At 49.8% G+C, this 22,706-nt stretch carries 20 protein-coding genes; 8 read left to right on the top strand and 12 right to left on the bottom strand.

From position 1 onward, the window contains the following. Window positions 1-69 precede the first annotated feature (69 nt). From argA to ACJ67_RS12405, 4 genes are all read right to left on the bottom strand, one after another. On the bottom strand, window positions 70-1,638 hold the full coding sequence (argA, locus tag ACJ67_RS12420; RefSeq protein ID WP_049639340.1) for an amino-acid N-acetyltransferase: 1,569 nt from the start codon (window positions 1,636-1,638) through the stop codon (window positions 70-72). 318 nt (window positions 1,639-1,956) lie between these two features. Next, window positions 1,957-3,129: a cyclopropane fatty acyl phospholipid synthase gene (gene cfa / locus ACJ67_RS12415; protein ID WP_049639339.1), complete on the bottom strand. Its 1,173-nt coding sequence runs from the start codon at window positions 3,127-3,129 to the stop codon at window positions 1,957-1,959. 172 nt (window positions 3,130-3,301) lie between these two features. After that, complete coding sequence (locus tag ACJ67_RS12410) at window positions 3,302-4,231, bottom strand: AEC family transporter (RefSeq protein ID WP_049639338.1); 930 nt, start codon at window positions 4,229-4,231, stop codon at window positions 3,302-3,304. Between the two features lie 6 nt (window positions 4,232-4,237). Next, window positions 4,238-4,972, bottom strand: coding sequence for a 16S rRNA (uracil(1498)-N(3))-methyltransferase (locus ACJ67_RS12405; protein ID WP_049639933.1), 735 nt, complete (start codon window positions 4,970-4,972; stop codon window positions 4,238-4,240). A 112-nt stretch (window positions 4,973-5,084) separates the two neighbouring features. On the opposite strand from ACJ67_RS12405, the gene ACJ67_RS12400 reads away from it, so the two are divergent. Then, on the top strand, window positions 5,085-5,636 hold the full coding sequence (locus tag ACJ67_RS12400; protein ID WP_049639337.1) for a thioredoxin family protein: 552 nt from the start codon (window positions 5,085-5,087) through the stop codon (window positions 5,634-5,636). 21 nt (window positions 5,637-5,657) lie between these two features. On the opposite strand, the gene ACJ67_RS12395 is transcribed toward ACJ67_RS12400, so the two are convergent. The 5 genes from ACJ67_RS12395 to ACJ67_RS12375 all read right to left on the bottom strand — a co-directional run bounded on the left by ACJ67_RS12395 (window position 5,658) and on the right by ACJ67_RS12375 (window position 12,691). Continuing rightward, entirely contained in the window at window positions 5,658-6,869 is a 1,212-nt protein-coding gene (locus ACJ67_RS12395) for an NnrS family protein (protein ID WP_049639336.1), read from the bottom strand. Between the two features lie 158 nt (window positions 6,870-7,027). Further along, a complete protein-coding gene (locus ACJ67_RS12390; protein ID WP_049639335.1) occupies window positions 7,028-8,593 on the bottom strand; it encodes a hypothetical protein in 1,566 nt (521 codons plus the stop codon). 165 nt (window positions 8,594-8,758) lie between these two features. Then, on the bottom strand, window positions 8,759-9,442 hold the full coding sequence (locus ACJ67_RS12385) for a PEP-CTERM domain protein (protein WP_049639334.1): 684 nt from the start codon (window positions 9,440-9,442) through the stop codon (window positions 8,759-8,761). 79 nt (window positions 9,443-9,521) lie between these two features. Continuing rightward, entirely contained in the window at window positions 9,522-11,282 is a 1,761-nt protein-coding gene (locus ACJ67_RS12380) for an ATP-binding protein (RefSeq protein ID WP_197080622.1), read from the bottom strand. Window positions 11,283-11,401: 119 nt separating this feature from the next. Continuing rightward, on the bottom strand, window positions 11,402-12,691 hold the full coding sequence (locus ACJ67_RS12375; protein WP_156171682.1) for a hypothetical protein: 1,290 nt from the start codon (window positions 12,689-12,691) through the stop codon (window positions 11,402-11,404). A 115-nt stretch (window positions 12,692-12,806) separates the two neighbouring features. On the opposite strand from ACJ67_RS12375, the gene ACJ67_RS12370 reads away from it, so the two are divergent. Then, window positions 12,807-13,442, top strand: a complete 636-nt coding sequence (locus ACJ67_RS12370; protein ID WP_049639332.1) for a response regulator transcription factor — start codon at window positions 12,807-12,809, stop codon at window positions 13,440-13,442. 112 nt (window positions 13,443-13,554) lie between these two features. Further along, window positions 13,555-14,568 (top strand): Gfo/Idh/MocA family protein, encoded by a 1,014-nt coding sequence (locus ACJ67_RS12365; protein WP_049639331.1) that lies wholly within the window; start codon window positions 13,555-13,557, stop codon window positions 14,566-14,568. 101 nt (window positions 14,569-14,669) lie between these two features. Here ACJ67_RS12365 and fae read toward each other — a convergent pair whose 3' ends face one another. Beyond that, a complete protein-coding gene (gene fae, locus ACJ67_RS12360) occupies window positions 14,670-15,221 on the bottom strand; it encodes a formaldehyde-activating enzyme (protein WP_049639931.1) in 552 nt (183 codons plus the stop codon). A gap of 268 nt (window positions 15,222-15,489) precedes the next feature. Between fae and tkt the strand changes: the two genes are divergently transcribed. The 4 genes from tkt (at window position 15,490) to ACJ67_RS12340 (ending at window position 19,598) form a co-directional block, all read left to right on the top strand. Then, a complete protein-coding gene (tkt, locus tag ACJ67_RS12355; protein ID WP_049639330.1) occupies window positions 15,490-17,475 on the top strand; it encodes a transketolase in 1,986 nt (661 codons plus the stop codon). A 130-nt stretch (window positions 17,476-17,605) separates the two neighbouring features. After that, entirely contained in the window at window positions 17,606-18,109 is a 504-nt protein-coding gene (locus tag ACJ67_RS12350; protein WP_049639329.1) for a hypothetical protein, read from the top strand. Window positions 18,110-18,247: 138 nt separating this feature from the next. After that, window positions 18,248-18,583, top strand: coding sequence for a zinc ribbon domain-containing protein YjdM (locus ACJ67_RS12345; protein WP_049639328.1), 336 nt, complete (start codon window positions 18,248-18,250; stop codon window positions 18,581-18,583). 139 nt (window positions 18,584-18,722) lie between these two features. After that, window positions 18,723-19,598: a PA4780 family RIO1-like protein kinase gene (locus ACJ67_RS12340; protein WP_049639327.1), complete on the top strand. Its 876-nt coding sequence runs from the start codon at window positions 18,723-18,725 to the stop codon at window positions 19,596-19,598. Between the two features lie 71 nt (window positions 19,599-19,669). On the opposite strand, the gene ACJ67_RS12335 is transcribed toward ACJ67_RS12340, so the two are convergent. After that, a complete protein-coding gene (locus ACJ67_RS12335) occupies window positions 19,670-20,353 on the bottom strand; it encodes a PEP-CTERM sorting domain-containing protein (RefSeq protein WP_049639326.1) in 684 nt (227 codons plus the stop codon). A 367-nt stretch (window positions 20,354-20,720) separates the two neighbouring features. Between ACJ67_RS12335 and ACJ67_RS12330 the strand changes: the two genes are divergently transcribed. After that, complete coding sequence (locus ACJ67_RS12330; RefSeq protein ID WP_049639325.1) at window positions 20,721-20,972, top strand: type II toxin-antitoxin system Phd/YefM family antitoxin; 252 nt, start codon at window positions 20,721-20,723, stop codon at window positions 20,970-20,972. 58 nt (window positions 20,973-21,030) lie between these two features. Here ACJ67_RS12330 and ACJ67_RS12325 read toward each other — a convergent pair whose 3' ends face one another. Next, window positions 21,031-22,476, bottom strand: a complete 1,446-nt coding sequence (locus tag ACJ67_RS12325) for an ATP-dependent endonuclease (RefSeq protein WP_049639324.1) — start codon at window positions 22,474-22,476, stop codon at window positions 21,031-21,033. Between the last annotated feature and the right edge of the window lie 230 nt (window positions 22,477-22,706).

The following is a 22,706-nucleotide window of genomic DNA, read 5'->3' as shown; positions in this document are numbered from 1 at the left end:
GGTCAAACTTTCATTCAATCATCAGGCGATTGCGATCAATCGGGTACAGGCTGAATTTTAGCTAAAAACTCATAACGATTTGATGAAAACTTTGGATTTTCTCTGAAAATTGTAGAGTTTTTGCTTTTCCTGCGGCAATTGGTCTATCTCCAGTTCCCTAAAGCCGCGCTCCAGGAACCAGTGCTCGGTGCGCGTCGTCAGGCAAAAAAGCTGTTTAAAGCCTTTTTGACTGGCTTGCTGCTGGCAAAAATTAAACAATTTGTCGCCACGGCCTCCCCCACGGTAAGCTGGGTCGATGGCCAGGCAGGCAAATTCCACCATTTTCTCCTGTGGGAATGGATACAGGGCTGCGCAGCCTATGATCCGATTATCGTGCTCCATCACATAAAAATAGTTGATCTCCATCTCTATGCGTTCGCGGCCGCGCCGCACCAGAATGCCCTCATTTTCCAGCGGCTCAATCAGCATCAGGATACCACCTACATCGTCAATATTAGCCTGACGCATGGTTTCCAGCGGCAGTTCGGTAATCATGGTGCCTATGCCTTGCCGCGTAAACAGCTCCTGGATAATGGCGCCATCAATATGGCGCGAGATCAGGTGCGTCCTGGCCACACCATGCTCGCAGGCGCGTACGGCGGCAGGAAGGTAGTAGTTCACATCTTCCGAGTAATGAATCGGCTCGTCACTTTCCTGCACATTGCGCAGCAGGTTTTTGGCTTTGGCTGAGGTCATTTCACGCAACAACTCGCCGCGCAGGTTCTGGACGCCTTCAGAATCCATCAGGAAAATCAGTTTTTCCGCATCCAGCGCAATTGCGGCACTCACTGCCACATCTTCCAGTGTCAGGTTGAAGGTTTCGCCAGTGGGGGAATAACCCATGGGTGATAACAGCACCAGTTCGCCGTCGTCTAGCCGTTTCTGGATACCGGTGGCATCAATTTTGCGCACTTCGCCAGTATGTTGAAGATCCACACCGTCGCGCACCCCAAGTGGCTTGGCCGTGACAAAGTTGCCGCTGGCAACGCGGATATCGCTGCCCGCCATCGGCGAGTTAGCAATGCCCATGGAAAGCAAGGATTCGATTTCCACGCGGATGGCGCCATTGGCTTCTTTGACCGCCTCCATGGCGGCATCATCAGTAATACGGCGGCCGTTATGCAGTTTGGGCGTCAGGTTGTCGCGCTTGAGTCGCTGCTCAATTTGTGGCCGTGCGCCATGTACCAGCACCAGCCGGACTTCCAGGCTAGCCAGCAGGTTGAGGTCGTGTGACAAGGCGACAAACTGCTGTTCGCTTACCACCTCGCCACCAAAAGCGATGACAAACGTGCTACCGCCAAAGGCGTGAATGTAAGGCGCCGCCGAGCGGAACCAGTGCACAAAGTCTTTGCTATTGGCATGCGACAAAATGGCCGGTGGCGTGTTGGTCAGTGACACAGGCGTCAGGTTGGCGTCATACAAGCGCCCGGGGGTAGTATTCAATGCCTGGGCGGTTGCGCGTAACAAGGCTTCAGAAATGCCAATTTCTCCGCGCTCAATGCGCGATAGATTGCTGGCATCCGTGCCTATGCGAGCGGCCAGTTGCTGCAAGGTTAAATTTTGCGATTTACGCAAATCTCTAATATTTGATCCAAGCATTTTGGTTTAATTTAAGACTATTTCGCAAAATAGTAAATAAAAATGGTTTTTACTGCAAATAATATGACAGGAAAAACTTGCGATTGCCGATGAATGGGATAAACGCCAATATGGCAAAGATGGGGTGACTACTTTACTAGATAGGCATTAAAGCGAGCAGTTCGCGAAGAAATTATTTTTCTAGAGGTTTATCGCGTCCATCACCTTTCATCGGCGATTAGAAAATTTTGTTGCCATTTTTGCAGCACGCTTGGCCCGAAAAAAATGACGGCCAAGGCCGTCATATAAGGTCAAGAACACAGAGAGACTACGTCAACATCAACTGGCTGGCAGCGGGCGCACTGAACGATAGATACGGTTGCTCTGCCGTTTGCTCAGGACCAGTTGCCAGAGTTGCCCTTGCCGCGAGCGGAAATAGCCTGCACAACACATCAGGTAGTATTTCCACATGCGGTAAAAACTTTCATCATATTTAAATTGCAGTTCCGGCCAAGCCCGGTTAAATTTGTCCCACCACGCCATCAGGGTGCGGTCATAATCAGTACCAAAGTTATGCCAGTCTTCAATCAGGAATTTTTGCTCAATCGCATCGGTAATTTCGCTGGCCGAAGGTAATTTCCCATTAGGGAAAATATAGCGGTCTATCCAGGCGTCGGTATGCAGGGCGGTTTTATGGTTGCCTATGGTGTGCAGCAAGAACAGCCCGTTATCCTTGAGCAGGCGTTGCGCGGTCGCAAAATAAATCTCGTAATTCTTGGGGCCGACATGTTCAAACATGCCGACAGACACGATCTTGTCGAACTGACCATGCAGCTCACGGTAGTCCTTGAGCTGGATATCCACTGCCAGGCCAGCACAGCGCTCTCTGGCTAATGCCTGTTGTTCAACGGAAACCGTGATGCCGACTACCTGCGCGCCATAATACTTGGCCATGTGCCTGGCCAAGCCACCCCAGCCACAACCAATTTCCAGTACGCGGTCACCGGGTTGCAGGTCCAGCTTGCGGCAAATCATGTCCAGCTTGTTGAATTGGGCTTCTTCCAGCTTGCTTGCATGCTCCCAGTAGGCGCATGAGTAGCTCATGCTGCTGTCCAGCATGGCTTCAAACACATCGTTACCAATATCATAATGCTGTTGTGCCACCTGGTAGGCGCGGTCAGGCGTCTGCAGGTTGAAAAACGAGTGTCTTATCACTTCGCCCAGCAACTTCAGTTTTGCCATGCCGCCCATTTTTTCATCAATGTCTGCACGCATCACACGGTGGAAAAACTCATCCAGCCGCTTGCAGTCCCAGCGACCTTCAATAAAGGCTTGTCCCAACCCCAGCGTGCCTTTGGTCAGCACGTCGCGGTAAACACTTTCTTCGTATACCTGGATATCCCAAGGCGCATTGCCATTGATAGTCACGCCTGTTTCAGCAAGCAGGCTCACCAGCGTGGCTGGCGGGGTGGGTTGTTGAGCGATATATTGGTTGGTCGTGGTTTTCGGCATGATCTTCTGATAATCCCAAATACACAAAACGAAAGAGTGACTGTTCTACCGCTATCTTAAAAACAGCCAGGCCTGTTGACTACTCGTCATATGACGTATGACAGCATGCCTCATGAAAATTCACATGACATGCGTGATTTCATGAGTTTAAGGGGAAAATAATAGGGAGTGTTTATGGCTGCAGGATGACAAACCACAGCGGCAGGCTGGCAATGCTGAGCAACGTGCTGATAAATACGGCTGCGGCATACAGCGCGCCATCGAGGCGATAGCGCTCACAAATCACAATACCAAAGACCATGGTTGGCATGGCAGCGAGCAGGACGCATGCAGTCAGCTGCTGTCCTTGCAGCCCTAGCGCAAGGGCAGCCTGTTTTGTAGCCAATGGGGCCAGCAATAAGCCAATCACACACACGGGCAACAGCAGTGGGATCAGTCTAGGTTTAAAAGTATCCCAACGGATGCTCATGCCTAGGGCAATCAGCATGAGCGGAATCACGCCACCGGCCAGCGTATGCAGGGCATGTGCAATCATTTCCGGTTGAGGGACATGCAGCAAATTCAATGCGCAGGCAATCACCAATGCCCACAAAGGCGGCACGCGGATCAGCTCTTTAAGCGGATTGCTCTTGGTGGCAGCTTCACCGTAGTGCTGAGCCATCAGCATTCCCAGTGATAGCAGAATGGGCGTACAGGCAAACAGGTCAAATTTGAGCACCATCTCATGCGCCCAATCTCCCAGCACTTCGCTGGTCACGGGTAAGCCAAGATAAGTGGCGTTAGGAAATGTCGCTGCCAGCATCAAGGCGCCCTGCTGCGCGCGGGGAACATCAGAGAATCTTTTCAGTACTTGCAGGCATAGCCACATCAGTAATGCCGCTACGGATAACCTGGAAATTGCGGTAAGTTGGATGCTGAAGGTATCCGCGTCCAGCGGTGCTTGCCACAAGACATCAATCACAAGTGCTGGTAGCAGAATATAAAAAACGATATCTGTCAGTGCGCGTCTGTGAGAGATGGCTGAAATATGGGCAGGGGCGAATCGCTGCCAGACAATGCCGGCAGTGATCAGTAACGCCATTTGTAACATGACTGGAAACATGACTAGCTAAAAATCGCCCCAAAGGGTTTGCATGCTGGCAATAGCGGTCAGTGCAGCTGTTTCTGTGCGTAAAATTCTTGGGCCCAGCACAATGGATTGAAAGTGATGTTGTGAGGCAAGTTCAATTTCAGCCGGGCTCAAGCCGCCTTCCGGGCCGATCAACAGGTGAATGGCAAGCGCTGGTTTATTCAGGCTGGCTAACCGTTTCGCACCTACCGGATTGAGCAACAGATTGAGGCTGTCAGCGGTGGCATGTTGCGATAGCCATTGTGCCAGCGTGAGTGGTGCGTGTACCAGCGGAATCATGGCACGACCGCTTTGCTCGCAGGCGGCGATCGCCACGCCTTGCCAGTGTTCGACGCGTTTTTCAGCGCGGTCGCCACTTAGTTTCGTCACGCAGCGTTCGGTGCTTAAAGGGAAAATGTCGTGCACACCCAGTTCCACTGCTTTTTGGATGGTGTAATCCATGCGGTCACCGCTGGAAATGCCTTGCAGCAGGCGGATGTTCAGGGGCGACTCATTGCTTACTTGAGTGCGGTTGAGGACCTCGACTGTGGCGGATTTTTTCTCGATCTGCGTCAGCGCGCACAGATAATCAAAACCATCGCCACAAAACAAGGTGAGCGTATCGCCTACTTTTAGTCGCATGACTTTGATGGCATGCGTCATCGCGTTGTCACTGAGAGGTGCTGGCTGGCCGACAGTCAGTGCAGCCGGGCTATGGAATCGTAAATTACTCATGACAGGCATTGTAACCAAAATGCCTCTGTGCTGGCACGGCGCTCACAAGATTCACCTTGCCGTCTTAATCACGTACGATACTGGTTTGAATTCAATGGTAGGAGCAACTCTAATGGCAAGCATTAGCCCACCCGTATGTGATTTTGGCTGGAAAGCCCCGGCATTCAATTTACCCAATGTAGATGGCCGCTTGGTCGATCTTGAAAGCAGCATGGGGCCCAATGGCCTGCTGGTGATGTTTATTTGTAACCATTGCCCGTATGTGAAAGCGATTTTGCCGCGCTTGATTGCTGACGTAAAAGAACTGCAGGCGCTGGGAGTGAATACGGTGGCGATTATGTCTAACGACTCGGCTGACTACCCGGAAGATAGCCCGGAAAATATGAAGAAATTGGCTCAGGAAATGGCATTTCCATTTCCTTACCTGCTCGACGAAACACAGCAAATCGCCAAAACTTATGATGCCGTGTGTACGCCTGACTTTTTTGGTTTTAACAAAGACTTTGAACTGCAATATCGCGGCCGTTTTGACGAAAGCCGCAAGGAAACCGCCCCTGAAAGCACGCGTGAACTCTTCAACGCCATGAAGCTGGTGGCCGAAACAGGTCGCGGCCCACAAAAACAGATTGCCAGTATCGGTTGTTCGATTAAATGGAAAGCCTAGCGCAAGTGCAAAGCGTAACTCTTATCCAGGTGTGCCATCAATGCGCGGTTTGCTCAGTATCGGCCAATAAATGAAGGCAAACAGTGAGAATGCCGCGATCCAGCCACTGGCGGCCAACATCACGGATAAACGGTAAAACTCGGGTAATACGATAGGCAATAATACGCGACTCAGGGCAGAAAAAATCACCAGGCCAAATATCCAAATGACGCTACTCGGTGGGGTATGGATATTGCGGCCGGTATGCCCAAGAGACACGCGGGCCATCATGGCCAGGGTAATCACGCCAATGCCGCCAATGGCCCAGCAATGGATCGCCAAAATGACTGAAATGCCCGGCACGGTAACACTCAGTGCATAGAGTAAAAAACCAAGATTAATCAGCCATAGCCCACAATAAAAACTCCACAACAGCGGCACTTGCCAAATGCCGGGGGTATGCCAGCGCCATAACCTGAAACCGGCGCTAAAGCTGATAGTGAGCCCTAACACTAGGTTAAGTGTTTGATTGTTGACAGTCAGTATGTTGATTAATAATGCGGCTAGGCACACCATCAGCAGACGATCAATCCAGATTGAGTTTTTAAATGTCACTTCTTCTTTGACGCCACGTTCGATAAACATGGGAAAAATACGGCGGCTGATCACCATGATCAGGCTGACATTCAGCAATAACCCCATCCACAGCGCGATGTGTGCACTCGTTGTGGACCACCCCAACGCTTGCGCATAAAAAGCCAGGTTGCCAACGGTCAGCAAGAGGACTTTTGACAGCACGCCGAGTTGCCGCCATTGTTTGACCTGAATAATCGGCCTGGCAACCGCGATGAGCAGCCACAAGTTGAATAGGGCATCAAACACCGCGGCTAATGTGACCAGAGCGGGGGCAGCCAGCATCACGGCCCGCGCCAGTGCCCAGCATGCAACTAGCCCCATCAGTGGGCGGCCATGCAAAGTTTGCTGGCCGGTCCAGTTTTTGACAGCCGTGAGCAAAAAACCGGCAATCACCGCAAAAGCAAAGCCATATAGCATTTCGTGTGCATGCCACTGCGATGCGGAAATGGTGGTTAACGCTGGCGCAGATAGGGTGAAATATTTCCATACCCAGAGACCAATTGAGAGCGCTGCAAAGCAGGCAGCCAGCAGGAAAAAAGGCCTGAAACCTAGATTGAACAGGGCGAACTGGTTCGCCGGTACCTTGCGGCCAGGCGGTGAAATGGTGATCGGTTGCATGCAGGCCTCCTCATAGACATGTGACGAACAATAAGGGAGCAAACAATAATGGAATATAGGTGCCCGCGTATTGCGTTGACGCAAATATAATGCATGCAAAAATGGTAATTAAAAACCCCGCGATAAGCGGGGTTAAATCTCAAGCAGGCAGGGTGATGTTAATGAAGTTGGCGACGCCTTAATATCAGTGGCAGTCCCATCATGAGTAACCAGGCCTGGCTGGGTTCTGGCACTGGGGTCACCGCCCAGCTGGCGACGACCAAAAACTGGTTGCTGTATATATTGTTAAGTTGCAAGCGCGAAGCAGTGCTTTGTCCGCTGAGTTCTAGCAAACCACTTGAGACTTCGCCGATATACACTTCCTCACCTTGCAACACTTCTGAACCGGCATAATCGCTGGCACCAATCACCGTCAGGCTGTTTCCCTCCAGCAAACTGATGCGGTCATATAATCCATTGCGTAACAAGGCATAGCGATCTGCATCTGGCAGGTTGAGCTCTACCATGCCGCTGCTGCTATTGCCGAGGTAGTAGATGGAGAGCATGGCGTCACTCAACCCAAGTAATGCGCCATCCAGCGTCAGTTGAGCGGCGGCACTTGTCGTGAGTGGCACGCCAAGCGCTTGATCCAGTTTCGAGGCAAAATCATGCTCATTGCTGCCGCTGGCAATCAGCGATAATGCCGCCAGGGACAGGGCTGCATTGTCACTGGTCAGGTCTTCGCTGCTAAAGCCAGCCATTGAGCGTCCTAGAGTGGGGGCAACGGTTGCAGTGACATTCCATAGCTGACGCATGAGATCGAAGGGTGAGTTGAACATGGTAGGGGCTGTGGCGCCTGCATTGAGCAAGGTGGCACTGTCTCTGGCGGCCGCGAGCACTGTTTGGGCTTCTTGTAGCTCGGGCGTGCGGACGATTTTCAGCGTATTGGCGACTGCAACATCCGTCAGTACGCTATTGCGCAGGGATTGAATATCGGCCGCGGCAGCATGCCAGCGGGCGGCCGCGTCCCCACCACCAGACCCTGGAGTGGCGGCAAGCGCATCTGCCACATATTGGCTACGTGTTTTGGCGGTAAAGGTGGCATTGACATTGAGTGTGCCGGATAAAGAGAGCCCGGCATAATTAATGGTGACGCCATCTGCGGTGAATGTGGTGGCGCCACTGGCTTGCAAGCGTATGGGTTGCAGCAGTGCAGCGGCATTGCTGGCTGGATTTGAAAGAGTGGGGGTTAATTTTAAAGGGCTATAGACTTCCTCGCGGGTGCAGGAAAGTACGGCTGCACGGCAAAACCATGTGACATCAAGATTGAGCGATTCCGGGGTGTTTAGCAGGCCACCGCTCAATGTGGCGCCCGCTTCTATCCGCGTCAGGTTGCGTTGGGTATCCGGCAACACTGAGACCCCAGGGTCGTTTAGTGAAATAAATTGACTCCCTCTTAGATCAATCGTCATGTTGCCACTACTGAACGTGCCAAGCCTGCTGCTCAAAAATCGAGTGTTGGCAATACTTGGGTCCAAGGTTAACAGCTTGTCAATCTGGTTGCTGTAAGTGGTGATATCCACGCCATCGACAGACACCGAGGTGGTTCTGTTCATGATGGCAATCTCGTTAAAGGATAACCGCATGTTGGTGGCGATTTCTGAGGCGCTGGCCTGCAGAGGAAGGCATGCCATCAATAGAATCATGGCGGCAGATGGTTGAGTGTAGCGTTGCATGGTCAACATGACAAACCCTTTGCCCTGGTTGGGCGCGATATTAAGAATGTCCCTAGACTAGTGCAATCATCCGAAAAAAGGCACCCCCAGTTCAGGGGGTGCCATCACAGCTACTCAAAGGGTGAAACAGTCGTTTTTATTTTTTTACTAGGATTTTGGCGCGTGACCGCGCCTTTATTCTGTAGTGGATTTGCGCGTGCGCCTGTATCCAGCCAAGCCCAGCAAGCCCAGACTGAGCATGAGCGCCGAGGTGGGCTGTGGCACACTGCTCACCATTTGACCATACTGGATATGATCCACTTCAATGCCGCCCCCGGTGCCTATGGTGATCGATTTGATGCCACCTGCAAATTGCACACCAAAGAAGCGGTCATCGCCGGTGGTGCCCCCAAAGGTGTTATCAGGAATGCCCGTAAAAGACTGTGAGCCTAGTGATTGGCCCAGTGCATCCGTTGCGCTGAATGTAATGGTGCCAGAGCCATCGGTCCAAACCACGCCAAAGGCTGTCGGCAGAGGGCCACTGCCTGTGTAAGTAAATGTCACAGTGCCTGAAAACCAGCTACGTCCTGCGGTGCCAAAGCCATCAATGTCGCCATCATCGGCATCTACCGAATCGGCAATCCCGGTAGGTCCATAGACTGAACCGTCACTGGCACTGATAGATGCATCCAGTGAGCCATCTTCCAAATTGTCTAACAGTAGCGGGGTCCCTCCCAGATAAAAGCCAACTGGGATGTCATTAGAGGATAGGTAGGGCGTCGGTCCCCAGAAGATAGCGGTACTACTCATGGCATGAGCCATATTGGCACTGGCAAGTAAACAGCCACTGAGTGTGGTCATGATTGTTAATTTGTGCATGTCTCTCTCCTCCTGATGATTGGAGCAATCATCCTAGAGAATTTGCCATGCTGCTTGCACCCCCTGTATAGGGGGGGCATCAATGGGTTGCCTGCGCAAATACGTGCAAAGGCAATTGCAGGCAGAGCTTGAGTCCGCCTGTAGGTAGGGCCGCAAAGTGCACCTCACCGCCCAGCAAGGTCGCGCGTTTTTGAATGTTGTTTAAGCCGCGGCCTTTGGTTCTAGCAGACTCGGCGGGCAGGCCGATGCCATTGTCACTTACGGTCAATGACAGGAGGTTTTCGTGACTGCTCAGATTGACCGTGACTTGGCTTGCCTGTGCATGGCGGATCACATTCGAAACCGCCTCGCGGATAATGCGGCCCAGGTTGAGGACTTGCGGTTGGGTCAGGAGCAGGTGGTCTGCCTTCATCTCAATCTGCCAAGCCAGCTGGATATTCACATCACTCAAGCGTTTTTCGCACTCGATGCGATAGTCGGCCATGGCATCCGTCAATGGAATATGCTCTGTCCCCGCCCGTGAAACCACATCGCGCAGGTCTTGCAGGGCAGACCTGGCCAGTTCGGCATTGTTGCTATCTTGTGCGCGGTATACCAGGGTCAACAGTTTGGCCCCCAAGTCGTCGTGCAGGTCCTGATAAATCCGTTCGCGCTCCTCCAGTGAAGCCTGCTCCTTGAGGATAGACTGCAACTGCTGAAAGTTTTGATTGAGCTCTTCATGCTTGGAAACCACGCGTTGTTCGAGTTGCTGATTCAGTTGCTCGTAATCATTGAGGGCGCCCACATACCGTGAAGTCATCATGAGCCCGACAATCAAAAAAAGCATGGGGGCCGAAAACTGCATCAGGTATTCTTCACCGCTGACCAGTCGGTTCAGGCCTGCTATGTTGGTGTGTATCAGCCAGTCATGAAAGGCAAACAGCAGAATAATGCTCAAGGTCATTAACAGTACTCGGGCATCTTTGTTCCCATGCATAAATCCTTCTTTGGCTAGCAAGATCAGCCCAGCAATCACCACTGTCATCGTCACCAGATGCCAGAAATCTGTCACGTCGGTAAAGTGGACAGCCGGGGTAAGCAGCAGGGTCAAGGGGGAGAGGATGAGGATGCCCCATAACAGCTGGTTAAAGCGTTTGAGCCGAATGCCGACAAAATCCAGCAAAGAGATCAGCCACAATGTGGCAATCGCCTGAAAACTTGCATTCACAAACAGCTCCCATTGCGGAGTCGGCAAGGGCGCGGTGATGATGTAAAAGTTGAGGGATTGCAAGGCCCAGACAAAGGCCGCCAGTCCAAACAGGCCATACGCGGTATCCTGTTTTCTGCGCCACCACAGGCTCAGCATGAGCAGCCCGATGCCAACAATCAACAAACTGGACGTCTGGTTCAACGTGATGCGGATAAATCTCGCTTCTTCAAAGCGCGGCTGCAGATCCTCCAAGGTGTCTATTTGCGGCGGAGCGAGCATGCCTTGAGAGTGTGGAGGAGCAATGACTCTTACGAGTAACAGGTTGTCACGGGGCTTAAGCAGATGGGGTGGAATGGCAAATAGCAATGGGCGGTTCCAGTGTCTGGCTACGGGTTCTTCAAACGCACCGCCAGAGCCTATCTTCTCACCATTAAGAAACACTTCAGCATTCAGGCTGAGCCTGGAAAGATAGAGTCCATACAAAGCCTTCTGGCTGAGTGTCGGGTAATCAAAATGAAAGCGGTACCAGCCTATGCCCTCTGTAGTCGGATGAGTGATTTTCCATATATCCGGCAGGCTGGCAGGTTGCCAGTCAGCCTGGTCACCCGGGGGCTGGGGAACGGCACTCTGGACAAACTCTGCTTGTGTCATGGAGACTAGACTGTTGCTGGTCACCGCCGGGGTTGCAAATGTGCTCAGGGAGACGAGCAGCAGCCACAAAAAAATGCAACTATCACGCAATGGTTTTAAGGGGGTATGCGCGGAAAAGTTCATCTAAACAAGGCCGTCACTTGCAGGTAAATGTCGCGCACATCGACAAAGTTGCGCCCGGAAAAAGTATCCTGCATTTCGAGCCTGACAATGAGCGGCAGCGGTAATTTGCCTTGTTGCCAGGCCTGGATGCCGCTCCAGGTCGCGCTGAGCCGGTATTGGTCTGCGCGGGTATAGGTATTCGTTTCCAGGCCACTGGTGTCAGTGCCTAACTCAGAGTGGTAGCTGTCAGACTGCTTTTCATAACGGTGCCAGGTGGCTGCACAGCGCCAGTTTGACCAGCGATAGCCCAGTTCAACATCGGTTTCATAAAAGTCGCCCAGGTCGCGCTGTAGTCTTTGTTTGCTACTGGCTGGTGCCAATAACTGCCCTGGCGAGACAACACGCATATTGGCTTTGTCGCGGGTTTGCCAGTTGTAATCGGCCAGTAAGCGCAAGTCAAAATGGCTGCCTATGTTTTTGAAATATTCAATACGGGTGCGGATGTCGTTGCTACCATCACCAGGTGGCGTATCCAGCAAGTTATCCGGGTCGTCTTTTCTGGCTAGGCCGACGCGCCAGCCTAAGCCCACAATCAGGCTCTGATCTGGCGCCTTGTAGGCCCGCCATAGTACGCCTATGGTCGGGTCGCTAAACCCTTCTGATTGTTGTGAGGCAATTCGCTTGTATTGATAGCCATATGCCGGGTTTGTCAGAATATTTTGCACGCCCTCTGCATCCATAGGGGCAACCGCGCCACCTGCAGGTGCAAACGGAAAGTTGCCCGCGCTGATCGGCTGGCTCGCATCGAATCCCGGATTGGCACCAACAGTCGCGCCGGTCACATTAAAACTCACCCGGGTGTGCGATTTCACATAAGGGATAATCGCGCCGATGGTGAAATCTGGTGTCAGGCCATAGCCTATGGTCAGGGTACTGATCTGGTTGCGGACGTCACTTTTGAACCGCGTGTTGCCCAGAGAGGCGCCAGCACCCAATGGGGCGAGGGCTGCGAAAATACTGCTATTCAACTGAATGTTGTCAAAGCTGGCGCCGAGAGGATGCAAATTGCCATGTTGATCATAACTCTGGCTGTATTCGTTGGTACGCTGCTCAAAGCGGACACCCCAGCTACTCTCAGGGGCCATGGTGTTGAGGCCAAAGGCAGTGGGTGTCGGTAATTCATCCATGGCCCTAGCCGGTTGGGCAATACTTAAGCACAAGCTGAGCCCGAGCATGGTGCCAAGGCTGAAAAGCGGTATCAATCGATTCGGCAACAAAACAGGCAAACACAAAAGAGTCTTAGTCATGAGTGTATTCGAATTATTTTTTGATTGGAGCCCCCTGTTTGCGGGGGTGTTATAGCTTGAATTTGGTATATAGTTTTTATCTCAACGCCATTGCTGCCTAGCCACTGCCCCCATTATGAAAACTGCTTTTATTCTTGAGGATACCCCGGAGTCACAAGTATGGCTGTCTGAGGTCCTGCAACAGAGTTTTCCAGATATCCAGATACACTCGGCCAATCACATCGCGCAGGCGCTCACCGCGTTGAGCCATCTATCAGCAGTCGATATCGCGCTTATTGATTTGAGTCTACCAGATGGTAGCGGGGTTGCGGTGATTGAATGGTTAAATCGTAATTCACCGCAAACAATTTGTGTGGTAGCCAGCATATTTGATGATGATAGCCACATTTTCCCGGCTTTGCGTGCCGGCGCACATGGTTATTTGCTCAAAGACCAGCCGCAAAGCGCCATCGTGCAGGCGCTTAATGGCATTGTGACGGGCCAGCCGCCACTGTCACCTGCGATTGCGCGCAAGTTATTGCGGCATTTTCACGAGCCCTATATCGAGGCGACTGCACAAGGCGTTCTCACCGAGCGTGAAAAAGAAGTATTGTCGATTATTGCCAAAGGCATGACCATGGCAGAAACCGCCAATATTCTCGGTCTCAAGCGCAATACGGTGGCTGGGTATGTCAAGGAAATCTACCGTAAATTAAATGTTTCTTCGCGGGCTGAAGCCGCCATCACGGCACAACGCATGGGGCTGATTTAATCTTTTAGGGCACTTACAAAGCCCTTGCCCTGTCTTTCTTAATGCAAAGGCGCATGACCCCGCCATTTTGTGCAAGGTATAATCAGCCAAATTCAAACATGGGAAGAGCATCATGACGACAAAACTAAAATGGGGCATTCTCGGTGCTGCGCGTGTGAATGAGCGCTTGCTACCTGCGATTGTAGAGGCCTGTAACTCACAACTGGTCGCCATCGCCAGCCGCCGCCCGGGCGCCGCCAAGGCCACGCTGGATAAATACGCACCCAATGCGGGTGGCGTTAGTTGTTATGACGATATGGACAGCCTGCTCACAGACAGCAATGTTGAAGCTGTCTATTGCCCCATGGCCAATGAAGAGCATGCCGAATGGGCGCTTAAGGCTATCCAGGCTGGTAAACATGTGCTGATTGAAAAACCCATGACCACGCGCCTGGCTGATATTGATACCATTGAATCAGCCGCTAAAACCAAAGGCGTCACCGTGATGGAAGGCTTTATGTACCGCTTCCATCCGCAACATGCCAAAGTCAAGGAGCTCGTTGATAGTGGCCTGATTGGTGATGTACTTTCTTGTCGTGCCAGTTTTTCGTTTTTGATGGCGCCTGCCCGTATGTACCGTATTAACCGCAATATGGCGCATGGCGGCGGTGCGATGTGGGATATTGGGCCTTATGCGATTCACGCCTTGCGCTGGTGTTTTGGCGGGGGCGATGCGCCCGCCGAGCCGGTCAATGTCGTTGCCTATGGCAAACTCAATGAGCACGGGGCCGATGTCGTCGCCAGTGGTGTACTCGATTTTGGCCCGGATGCACAAGGCCGCGCGCGTTTCGGCCATTTTGATGTCAGCTTTGAGCGTGGCCGCAAAGCCGAGTACGAACTCATTGGCGATAAAGGCTGGATTAAATGCCACAATATGTGGGCTTATCCTGGCGATGATCCTGTCATCAGCTGGGAGGCCGGTGGCAAGTCGGAAACCATTGTATTGCCCAAGGCGAACCATTTCAATTTAGAGATTGAGTACTTTGGTGATTGCGTACGCTACGGCAAGGCACCATTGCTCAACTTTAATGATTCACGTGGTAACTGCAAAGCGATTGAGGCAGTGATCGCTGCACTAAAGGGGTAACGAGGCCGCCAATAAAAAAGGATGCTCAGGCATCCTTTTTTATTGGCATCAAAGCCGTCATTGACGGCTAAATTTTGCCATGCTCTAAATCTTATTATGCTCTAAATCTTGTTATCTAGGCCCATCTGGTAATATTTATGCACAATCTTCTCTTGATTCTCTAACAGCCAGTCTATGCTGGGCTCGTTGCGCAGTGCTTTCTGGATCGCCTTGAAGGTGGCCTCACGGTGAATATCAAACAGCGCCTTGTGGTCGATCTTTTCCTGTTCCAGAATCGCCGGGCTCAGCCAGACTGAAACAATAATGCCCAGGTCATTGGCTTTTTCTTTAGGGATGTCGCCGCTACGCACCGCATCCAGCACGCCGTTGGCAATCGCACCTTGTACGGTGCCCATCAAGATATTGGTATAACGCGGGTCTTTCACGGTGACCTTGCTCACCATCAAGGTCGCCGGGCGCACCATGATGTCGGTATTCATAATCGCCAGCACACGGGTATGACCTTTTACCTGGTCGCCCAGCAGGTTCGCAAATGCGGTGCCCATGGGGCCATTCATTTCGCCAATCGCTACTTCGGGTTCTGCTGCCGTTCCCGGCGGGCCACCTGCCACCAAGGCTTCACCCACGCGCATAATGATTCTATCGTCAGACATCTTTAATCCTTTGCTATCAATGTCTTTACATGGTAGGGCAAACTTGTGTTCAATGCTACCTTTGCTGCCGCAAAAGCAAGGTTTTCGTGGGCCAGCCATGGCAAAACCACCTCCATAAAAAGGCGATTAACGCTTGAAGAAAACCGGGTTCTAGTGAATAATCTAGCCTTTCCGTAAAAGGCGGGTTTTTCGGCCTTTTTAAAGAATTCAATCAAGGTTTTGCAGCATTTTATGTAAGACCGCTCACTTTCACTCTAGGGAGAAAACAATGGCAACTCGTGTCGACTTGTGCAACGCCATCCGTGCTCTGAGCATGGACGCTGTACAAAAAGCAAACTCCGGCCACCCAGGCGCACCTATGGGCATGGCTGAAATTGCTGAAGTATTGTGGAACCACAATCTGAGCCACAACCCAAACAACCCACAATGGGCTAACCGTGACCGTTTCGTATTGTCCAACGGCCATGGCTCAATGCTGATTTACTCCTTGCTGCACCTGACTGGTTACGATGTGACCATGGACGACATCAAGTCTTTCCGTCAACTGCACTCCCGTTGCGCTGGTCACCCAGAGTACGGCTACGCACCTGGCGTTGAAACAACCACCGGTCCATTGGGCCAGGGTATTGCAAACGGCGTTGGTTTTGCCATGGCAGAAAAATTGCTGGCTAGCCAATTCAACAAGCCAGGCCACGACATCGTTGACCACTACACATACGTGTTCCTGGGCGACGGCTGTATGATGGAAGGCGTTTCTCACGAAGCTTGTGCTCTGGCTGGTACATGGGGCCTGGGCAAACTGATCGCTTTCTGGGATGACAACGGTATTTCTATCGACGGCCACATCGAAGGCTGGTACACAGACGACACCGCAGGCCGCTTTAAAGCTTACGGCTGGCACGTTGTTTCAGTAGATGGTCACGACCAGGCTGCGATTCAAAAAGCCATCGACGAAGCTAAATCAGTGACTGACAAACCATCACTGATCTGCTGCAAAACTATCATCGGTAAAGGTTCACCAAACAAGTGCGGTTCACACGACTGCCACGGTTCTGCATTGGGCGAAGCTGAAGTAGCTGCCACCCGTGAAGCCATCGGCTGGCCACACGCACCATTCGAAATTCCTGCTGACGTATACGAAGGCTGGAACCAGAAAGACAAAGGCGCAAAACGCGAAGCTGACTGGAACGCCAAGTTTGACGCTTACGCTAAAGCCTACCCAGCAGAAGCTGCAGAATTCAAACGCCGTATGGCCGGTGAATTGCCAGCTAACTGGAAATCACTGACTGACGCCATCATCGCTGAAACTAACGAAAAAGCTGAGAAATTGGCTACTCGTCAGGCTTCACAAAAAGCAATTACTGCTTTGGCGCCAATCTTGCCAGAGTTCCTGGGCGGTTCAGCTGACCTGACAGGTTCTAACCTGACAGCTTCTAAAGACTTCAAACACGTGAGCGGTAAAGAGCCAGGCAACTACATCTCTTACGGTGTACGTGAATTCGGTATGGCTGCCATCATGAACGGTATGGCATTGCACGGTGGCTTTTTGCCATACGGCGGTACATTCCACATGTTCTCTGACTACATGAAAAACGGCATGCGTATGTCTGCGTTGATGCATCAACGTGTGATCTACGTGCTGACCCATGACTCTATCGGTCAAGGTGAAGATGGTCCTACACACCAACCAGTTGAAAACACCTCTGGTCTGCGTATGATTCCTCGTATGGATGTATGGCGTCCAGCTGACTCTACAGAAACAACCGTTGCATGGGTTGCTGCCGTAGAGCGCACTGAAGGCCCAACCAGCTTGGTATTGAGCCGTCAAGCGGTGCCAGGCATCAAACACGATGCTAAAGACTTCGACCTGATCCGCAAGGGTGGCTATGTATTCTCAGACGTAGCTGGCAAGGCTGATGTGATCATCATTGCTAACGGTTCCGAGTTGGATCTGGCGATTCAAGCGGCTGCTGAATTGAACGCTGCGGGTACTAAAGTGCGTGTGGTTTCCATGCCATCCACCAACGTATTCGACCGTCAAGACCAAGCTTACAAAGACAGCGTATTGACTCCAGGCGTTAAACGCGTGGCTGTTGAAGCTGCTCACCCAGATTTCTGGCGTAAGTATGTAGGCATTGAAGGTGCAGTTGTGGGTATCGATACCTTCGGCGAATCCGCACCAGGCGGCGCACTGTTCAAACACTTCGGTTTCACAGTAGAGAACGTAGTGAACACAGTGAAATCTGTTCTGTAATTTAGAACAATCGCTGCATCAAAAACCGCTTCCTAGTGAAGCGGTTTTTTTATAAGTGGAATCTATTTATCAAAGCTCTACTTTAAAATCTACTTTGCCACTTTTGATAAAACAAAAAAGAAAGTAAATCATGCCTCGCCATTCACTCTTTATAGTGTTGATCTCCGCACTGCTAGGTGCCTGTGCAACGCCAGCAACTGGACCGTTATACGCGGATTATCAGCTTCAGCATCCTAGCTCCCCCGACAAAGCGAAACTAACAATATTTAGGCAACATTTTGACTATACCGCCAAGGCAAGATCAGCTCGCATCAAGCTGAATGGACAGAAGGTTGGTGGCGTGGACATAGATGGATTTATTTCTCTTCAAACCACAACTGGTAAACATATCCTTAGTGCTGACTTGCCTGATCATCCTGGTGCTTGTGAACTGGGTTTGGATCTTCTACCAGATACTGAGTATTTCTTTGAGGTCAATATTAGAGATGATGCAATAGCGCCAGCGCTCCTCTTTGGCGCTTTGGGGGCGGCGATAGAAACCTCAGGAAAAACCTGTGGTGGACTGTTTGCTATCCGCCAAGTTGAAAAAGATTATGCGGACTCAATTTTGAAGGTAAGTCGATACAGTCAATGATCACTAAAACTATCTTGTATTAAAGGGGCTTTTTATGCATACCGTCAGCCAATTGCTTTGCACGACAAGTGAACTAGGGTATTCAATAATAACCCTGTAAAATATATGGTTTTATTGATTGCACCCAAGAAAGTTTTTATGTCATTACCCGCCTGCCCAAAATGCCAATCCGAATACACCTACGAAGATGGTGACAACTACGTCTGCCCCGAATGTGCCCACGAATGGAGCAAGGTCGCCGCAACGGATACAGAAGAGGTGAAAGTGGTGCGCGATGCCAACGGCAACGTGCTGCAAGACGGCGATACCATCACCGTGATTAAAGACCTGAAAGTCAAAGGTTCTTCGTCAGTGGTCAAGGTAGGTACTAAAGTGAAAAACATCCGCCTGGTCGATGGTGATCATGATATCGACTGCAAGATTGATGGCTTTGGCGCAATGAAGCTGAAGTCGGAGTTTGTGAAAAAAGCATAGTTTTCATTCTTCACTAGACTGAAGTTTGTCCAGGCCGCTCAATCAACGCGGCCTTTTTCATCTTTGATGACTGTGATTTGAAACCCCCATCTCCTCTCGTTTAATGGTAGTCTGACCACAATTATTAATAGCCCGTACGATGAAAACTCCAAAAAGATTAGAGCCGCTGCTTGAAGATGGCGTGGTAGATGAGGTCATGCGCCAATTGATGAGCGGCAAAGAAGCCACGGTGTACGTGGTGCGCTGTGGTGAAGAAATTCGCTGCGCCAAAGTGTATAAAGAAGCCAACAAACGCAGTTTCCGTCAAAGTGTCGATTACACCGAAGGCCGCAAAGTCAAAAGCAGCCGTCAGGCGCGCGCCATGGCCAAAGGCTCAAAATACGGCAAACAGGCACAAGAAGAAGCCTGGCAAAGCGCAGAGGTCGATGCCTTGTATCGGCTAGCCGCCGCAGGTGTCAGCGTGCCTACCCCTTATCAATTTTACGAAGGGGTGTTGATTATGGATTTAGTCACCGACGCCGAAGGCAATGCCGCACCCAGGCTCAACGATGTGGTATTCACCGCAGAAGAAGCCCGCCAGCACCACCAATCGCTGCTTAAAGAAGTTGTGCGCATGCTATGCGCTGGCATCGTCCATGGCGACCTTTCAGAATTCAATATCCTGCTCAGTGCCCATGGCCCCATCATCATCGACTTACCTCAAGCCGTCGATGCCGCAGGCAACAACCACGCCATGAGCATGCTAGAACGCGATGTGGGCAATTTGGCCGATTTTTTTGGTCAATTTGCGCCCGAGCTGCTAACCACACAATATGGCAAAGAAATTTGGGCGCTCTACGCAAAAGGCGCACTCACACCAGAAACGGTGCTGACTGGCAAATTCAAACAAGACGACAAACCAGTAGATTTAAAAAGCGTGGTACGCGTGATAGACGCCGTGCGTGAGGATGAAGCCAAAAAACAAATGCGGCTGGCAGAAGCCAAAGCCGCGCTGCCAAAACCTAAGCGATTTTAAAGCGGTAAATAGCCAGCGCTAGGGTGGCCCGCCATCTGCGGGCGCAAGTGATGACAGTTTTTTTTAGTACCCTAAATATCTTGTTTCTTACGTTTGGCCATCAACCCAAGCAAGCCTAAACCTACCAAAAGCATCGAGACTGTATTTGCCTCAGGCACGGGCGTAATCGAGAAGAATAAATTATCTGCATAGCCATCATTAGCAGAACCCTGCTCGCGTTGCATTTCAAGTTTAAATGCAATTTGAGTTGTACCCACTGGCGTGACGCCTGAGATCTCTTTAAATAGCAGTCCCGTCACGCCTCCACGCTCACTAGGCATTGTTGAACCAAAGGTGACAAAAGAAATAACAGATGCATTCACATCCAAGAATTGAATGGTAAGTTGGGAGTAATCCGTTTGACCTGCAAACCCACCAAAATAGCCAGAAGCATAAAATCCAGCATTACCCGCATTATCAAGAATGTCGGTTACTTGATATGCCGAAGAGTACAAGTTATTAGTACCACCGCTAAAGTAATTTAAACCACGATCAATAGGCCCAGGATCACCAGATGCCAAATAGCCGCCGCCAATATCATATTTAATGACGGTAAAGTTACCAGTTAAATCCTGCCAGTTTGGCACTACCACCACTTGCGAGTTGCCCCCTAAACCTGTTTCAGCATCTCCGTTTTTAATCAGATTGACTGTAGCGTTTGCCGTGTTCACAAAAACCATCGCAAACAATAACGCAAGCAAGCTTTTAGTGTGCATTTAGATACTCCTCGGAAATTAATATTATTAATGCAACGATGCCGTCGCTTTATACCAACACCACCTAATAGTATTCTGTTGCAAAAACTTGTCGACCCCTCGTTTAGGGGGTAAACATCAATTGGAGTCCTCGGAGTTAAGGTCTGGCAAAACAACACCAGTGTTTTTGATTGCTTTTAAAAGCCTAACACCATCACGGTGCTCTCCAGTTTAAAACGCTAGCGATCAAAGTTTTGAGCACCAAATATGCTTGATCATGCATGTTTAAGATTGGTTGTTAATCTGCTGATGGTTTGATGACAGTGATTTGAAAACCACATAGAGTAAACATATGCTTATACAATTAGCAAAACAAGTTGGAGGAGCTATGCGCGTCATCAGTTATTCAGTAGCACGCAAATCCCTCAAAACCGTGCTTGATCAAGTGGTCAACGATGTCGATGTCACCATCATCAACCGCCGTGATGCCGACAATGCAGTGGTGATGTCGCTGGATCATTACAACAGCTTGATGGAAACCTTGCACCTGCTACAAAGCCCAGCCAACGCCGCACATTTGACCGAGTCTATCGCGCAGCTTAAAGCGGGTAAATTAGATGCAAAAACGCTCGCAGAATAATGAAAAAACGCCTCTCAGTGATGAGGCTTTTGGCAAGGTAACTTGTAAACTATGAGGCCTAGACGAGGCTTATCATTTCATTTATTGATTGTTGTAATTCAGCACTTGTATAGGCATATGCTTGCATTGTGACATTTTCTGGATGATGAATTTTGTTTCTGATGAAAGTTTGTAGACTTACATTTCTAGGTTTTTGAGCCGTCCCATTTTTTTCTTGAATCCAAGTCTTACTTTGCACAATTCCTTGCCCCATTATCCATTGTTCGAAGGTGCTCTCCGAATAAGCATTGTTCTTTTCTTGAAGATGACCATAAAGCTCATTATGAAATTCAACTGTAGGTAATTTATATGCCTTGTAATTAATTTCTCCCCAGGTTGGGCTCCATGGAAGGATAGGATTTAAGTTTGCTAGTGTGGTTACCGAGTTATTTCCATTTTTGCTAAATATATGTAGACCACAACTTCTCAAGTATGGAGTGGATAAGAAGTATGGTGAGTGTGTAGTGACGAAAACTTGTTTGGTTTTTGAAATCTCTAAAAGTGCTCCTAGAAGTCTTTCTTGTGCCTTAGGGTGCTGACATAATTCCGGCTCATCAACAAATAGATAAAAAGGTTTCTCAAGAGCTGCATCATCGGGATGCTTAATTAGTTCTTCCGCATAAACCTGGAGCAATGCAAGGGCAACAGCTCTCTGCATGCCATTGCCCTTTTCTTGCATTGGCGTTTCAACGCCATCATTAACAACAATTGTTGTGTTTTTGAAGAATGAATCTATTTTTAGCTCATCAAAATGAAAGCTAATTGATGCACTGCCAAATTGCTGTGTAAATATCTGCTGGACACGCTGTTCAATGACTTGTAATTGCGCTCTTAAGCCAGAAGCGGGGTCATTAAAGGCTTGATTAAATGCAGTTTGATAATTTGCATAGTCAACGGTTTGAGTAAAACCCGTTGCAATTTCCTTTAATAGATTTCCACAAATTGTAGTGGCTCCAAAAGCAACTTCGTCGCTTGGGTTTGTATCGGCCCAAATAAAGTTTGTCTCAAAAAGTTTTTTTACAGGAGCATCAATACCAGCTTCGTTTATAAAGCCGCCAGTATTGTTATTCCATAGTTTTAACCTACTTATCTCTGATGAATCCCTGCGAATCTTGAATAGGTTTTCTTGGTTTTGATTTTTATAGATATAACTTTTAAAAACGGCTTTCTTATTTTCTTGTGAAAACCCGTCTATTGTTTGTTCGATTTCGCCAGTGAATGTTATTTCTACATAAACATCTGAATTTGGGTTACTAGTATTTCTGATAGCCTCAATACTTTTCTTTGTGCTATTTCGCACAAAATCGACAGCTTCAAAAGCTGTAGATTTGCCTGTATTGTTTTCTCCGACAAATATATTTAAACCGCTACCTAGTGTTTGGCCATCAGGAACATTAAAGGCAATAGTTGAAGCGGGAGCATTAAAACTTTTGAAGTTTGAAATTGCCAATTCTTTGATATACATAACTCATCCCCTTTAAGGTTACTTAAAGATTAGTTTGCTTTAAGTAGTTGGATTTATTTGTTGGTTTTGATTCATCGAGCTTACCTATGTTAACAAGCTGATTTTTCTGAATCAAATTGATTATTTCAGTATGGTTTAACAAACTTCCACTTTTCCTACACGATTTCCCGCAACTGTCTGATACCACCTCCGTTCTCAAAAATTATCATATAAGTACTAAAAATTTAAAT

This window comes from Methylophilus sp. TWE2 (assembly GCF_001183865.1).
In the GTDB taxonomy this organism is placed as follows: Bacteria; Pseudomonadota; Gammaproteobacteria; order Burkholderiales; family Methylophilaceae; genus Methylophilus.
The sequence above is the reverse complement of the archived record's forward strand: the minus strand, read 5'-3'. Positions and strand labels throughout refer to the sequence as shown.

Bases quoted from the DNA above. Each gene is read 5' to 3' on its own strand.
- ACJ67_RS12375 (WP_156171682.1), bottom strand. From the start codon at position 12,691: ATGACTAAGACTCTTTTGTGTTTGCCTGTTTTGTTGCCGAATCGATTG.
- ACJ67_RS12350 (WP_049639329.1), top strand. From the start codon at position 17,606: ATGCCTCGCCATTCACTCTTTATAGTGTTGATCTCCGCACTGCTAGGT.
- ACJ67_RS12400 (WP_049639337.1), top strand. From the start codon at position 5,085: ATGGCAAGCATTAGCCCACCCGTATGTGATTTTGGCTGGAAAGCCCCG.
- ACJ67_RS12390 (WP_049639335.1), bottom strand. From the start codon at position 8,593: ATGTTGACCATGCAACGCTACACTCAACCATCTGCCGCCATGATTCTA.
- fae (WP_049639931.1), bottom strand. From the start codon at position 15,221: ATGTCTGACGATAGAATCATTATGCGCGTGGGTGAAGCCTTGGTGGCA.
- ACJ67_RS12405 (WP_049639933.1), bottom strand. From the start codon at position 4,972: ATGAGTAATTTACGATTCCATAGCCCGGCTGCACTGACTGTCGGCCAG.
- ACJ67_RS12330 (WP_049639325.1), top strand. From the start codon at position 20,721: ATGCGCGTCATCAGTTATTCAGTAGCACGCAAATCCCTCAAAACCGTG.
- ACJ67_RS12325 (WP_049639324.1), bottom strand. From the start codon at position 22,476: ATGTATATCAAAGAATTGGCAATTTCAAACTTCAAAAGTTTTAATGCT.
- ACJ67_RS12380 (WP_197080622.1), bottom strand. From the start codon at position 11,282: ATGACACAAGCAGAGTTTGTCCAGAGTGCCGTTCCCCAGCCCCCGGGT.
- argA (WP_049639340.1), bottom strand. From the start codon at position 1,638: ATGCTTGGATCAAATATTAGAGATTTGCGTAAATCGCAAAATTTAACC.
- ACJ67_RS12395 (WP_049639336.1), bottom strand. From the start codon at position 6,869: ATGCAACCGATCACCATTTCACCGCCTGGCCGCAAGGTACCGGCGAAC.
- ACJ67_RS12410 (WP_049639338.1), bottom strand. From the start codon at position 4,231: ATGTTTCCAGTCATGTTACAAATGGCGTTACTGATCACTGCCGGCATT.
- ACJ67_RS12385 (WP_049639334.1), bottom strand. From the start codon at position 9,442: ATGCACAAATTAACAATCATGACCACACTCAGTGGCTGTTTACTTGCC.
- ACJ67_RS12365 (WP_049639331.1), top strand. From the start codon at position 13,555: ATGACGACAAAACTAAAATGGGGCATTCTCGGTGCTGCGCGTGTGAAT.
- tkt (WP_049639330.1), top strand. From the start codon at position 15,490: ATGGCAACTCGTGTCGACTTGTGCAACGCCATCCGTGCTCTGAGCATG.
- ACJ67_RS12335 (WP_049639326.1), bottom strand. From the start codon at position 20,353: ATGCACACTAAAAGCTTGCTTGCGTTATTGTTTGCGATGGTTTTTGTG.
- ACJ67_RS12340 (WP_049639327.1), top strand. From the start codon at position 18,723: ATGAAAACTCCAAAAAGATTAGAGCCGCTGCTTGAAGATGGCGTGGTA.
- ACJ67_RS12370 (WP_049639332.1), top strand. From the start codon at position 12,807: ATGAAAACTGCTTTTATTCTTGAGGATACCCCGGAGTCACAAGTATGG.
- ACJ67_RS12345 (WP_049639328.1), top strand. From the start codon at position 18,248: ATGTCATTACCCGCCTGCCCAAAATGCCAATCCGAATACACCTACGAA.
- cfa (WP_049639339.1), bottom strand. From the start codon at position 3,129: ATGCCGAAAACCACGACCAACCAATATATCGCTCAACAACCCACCCCG.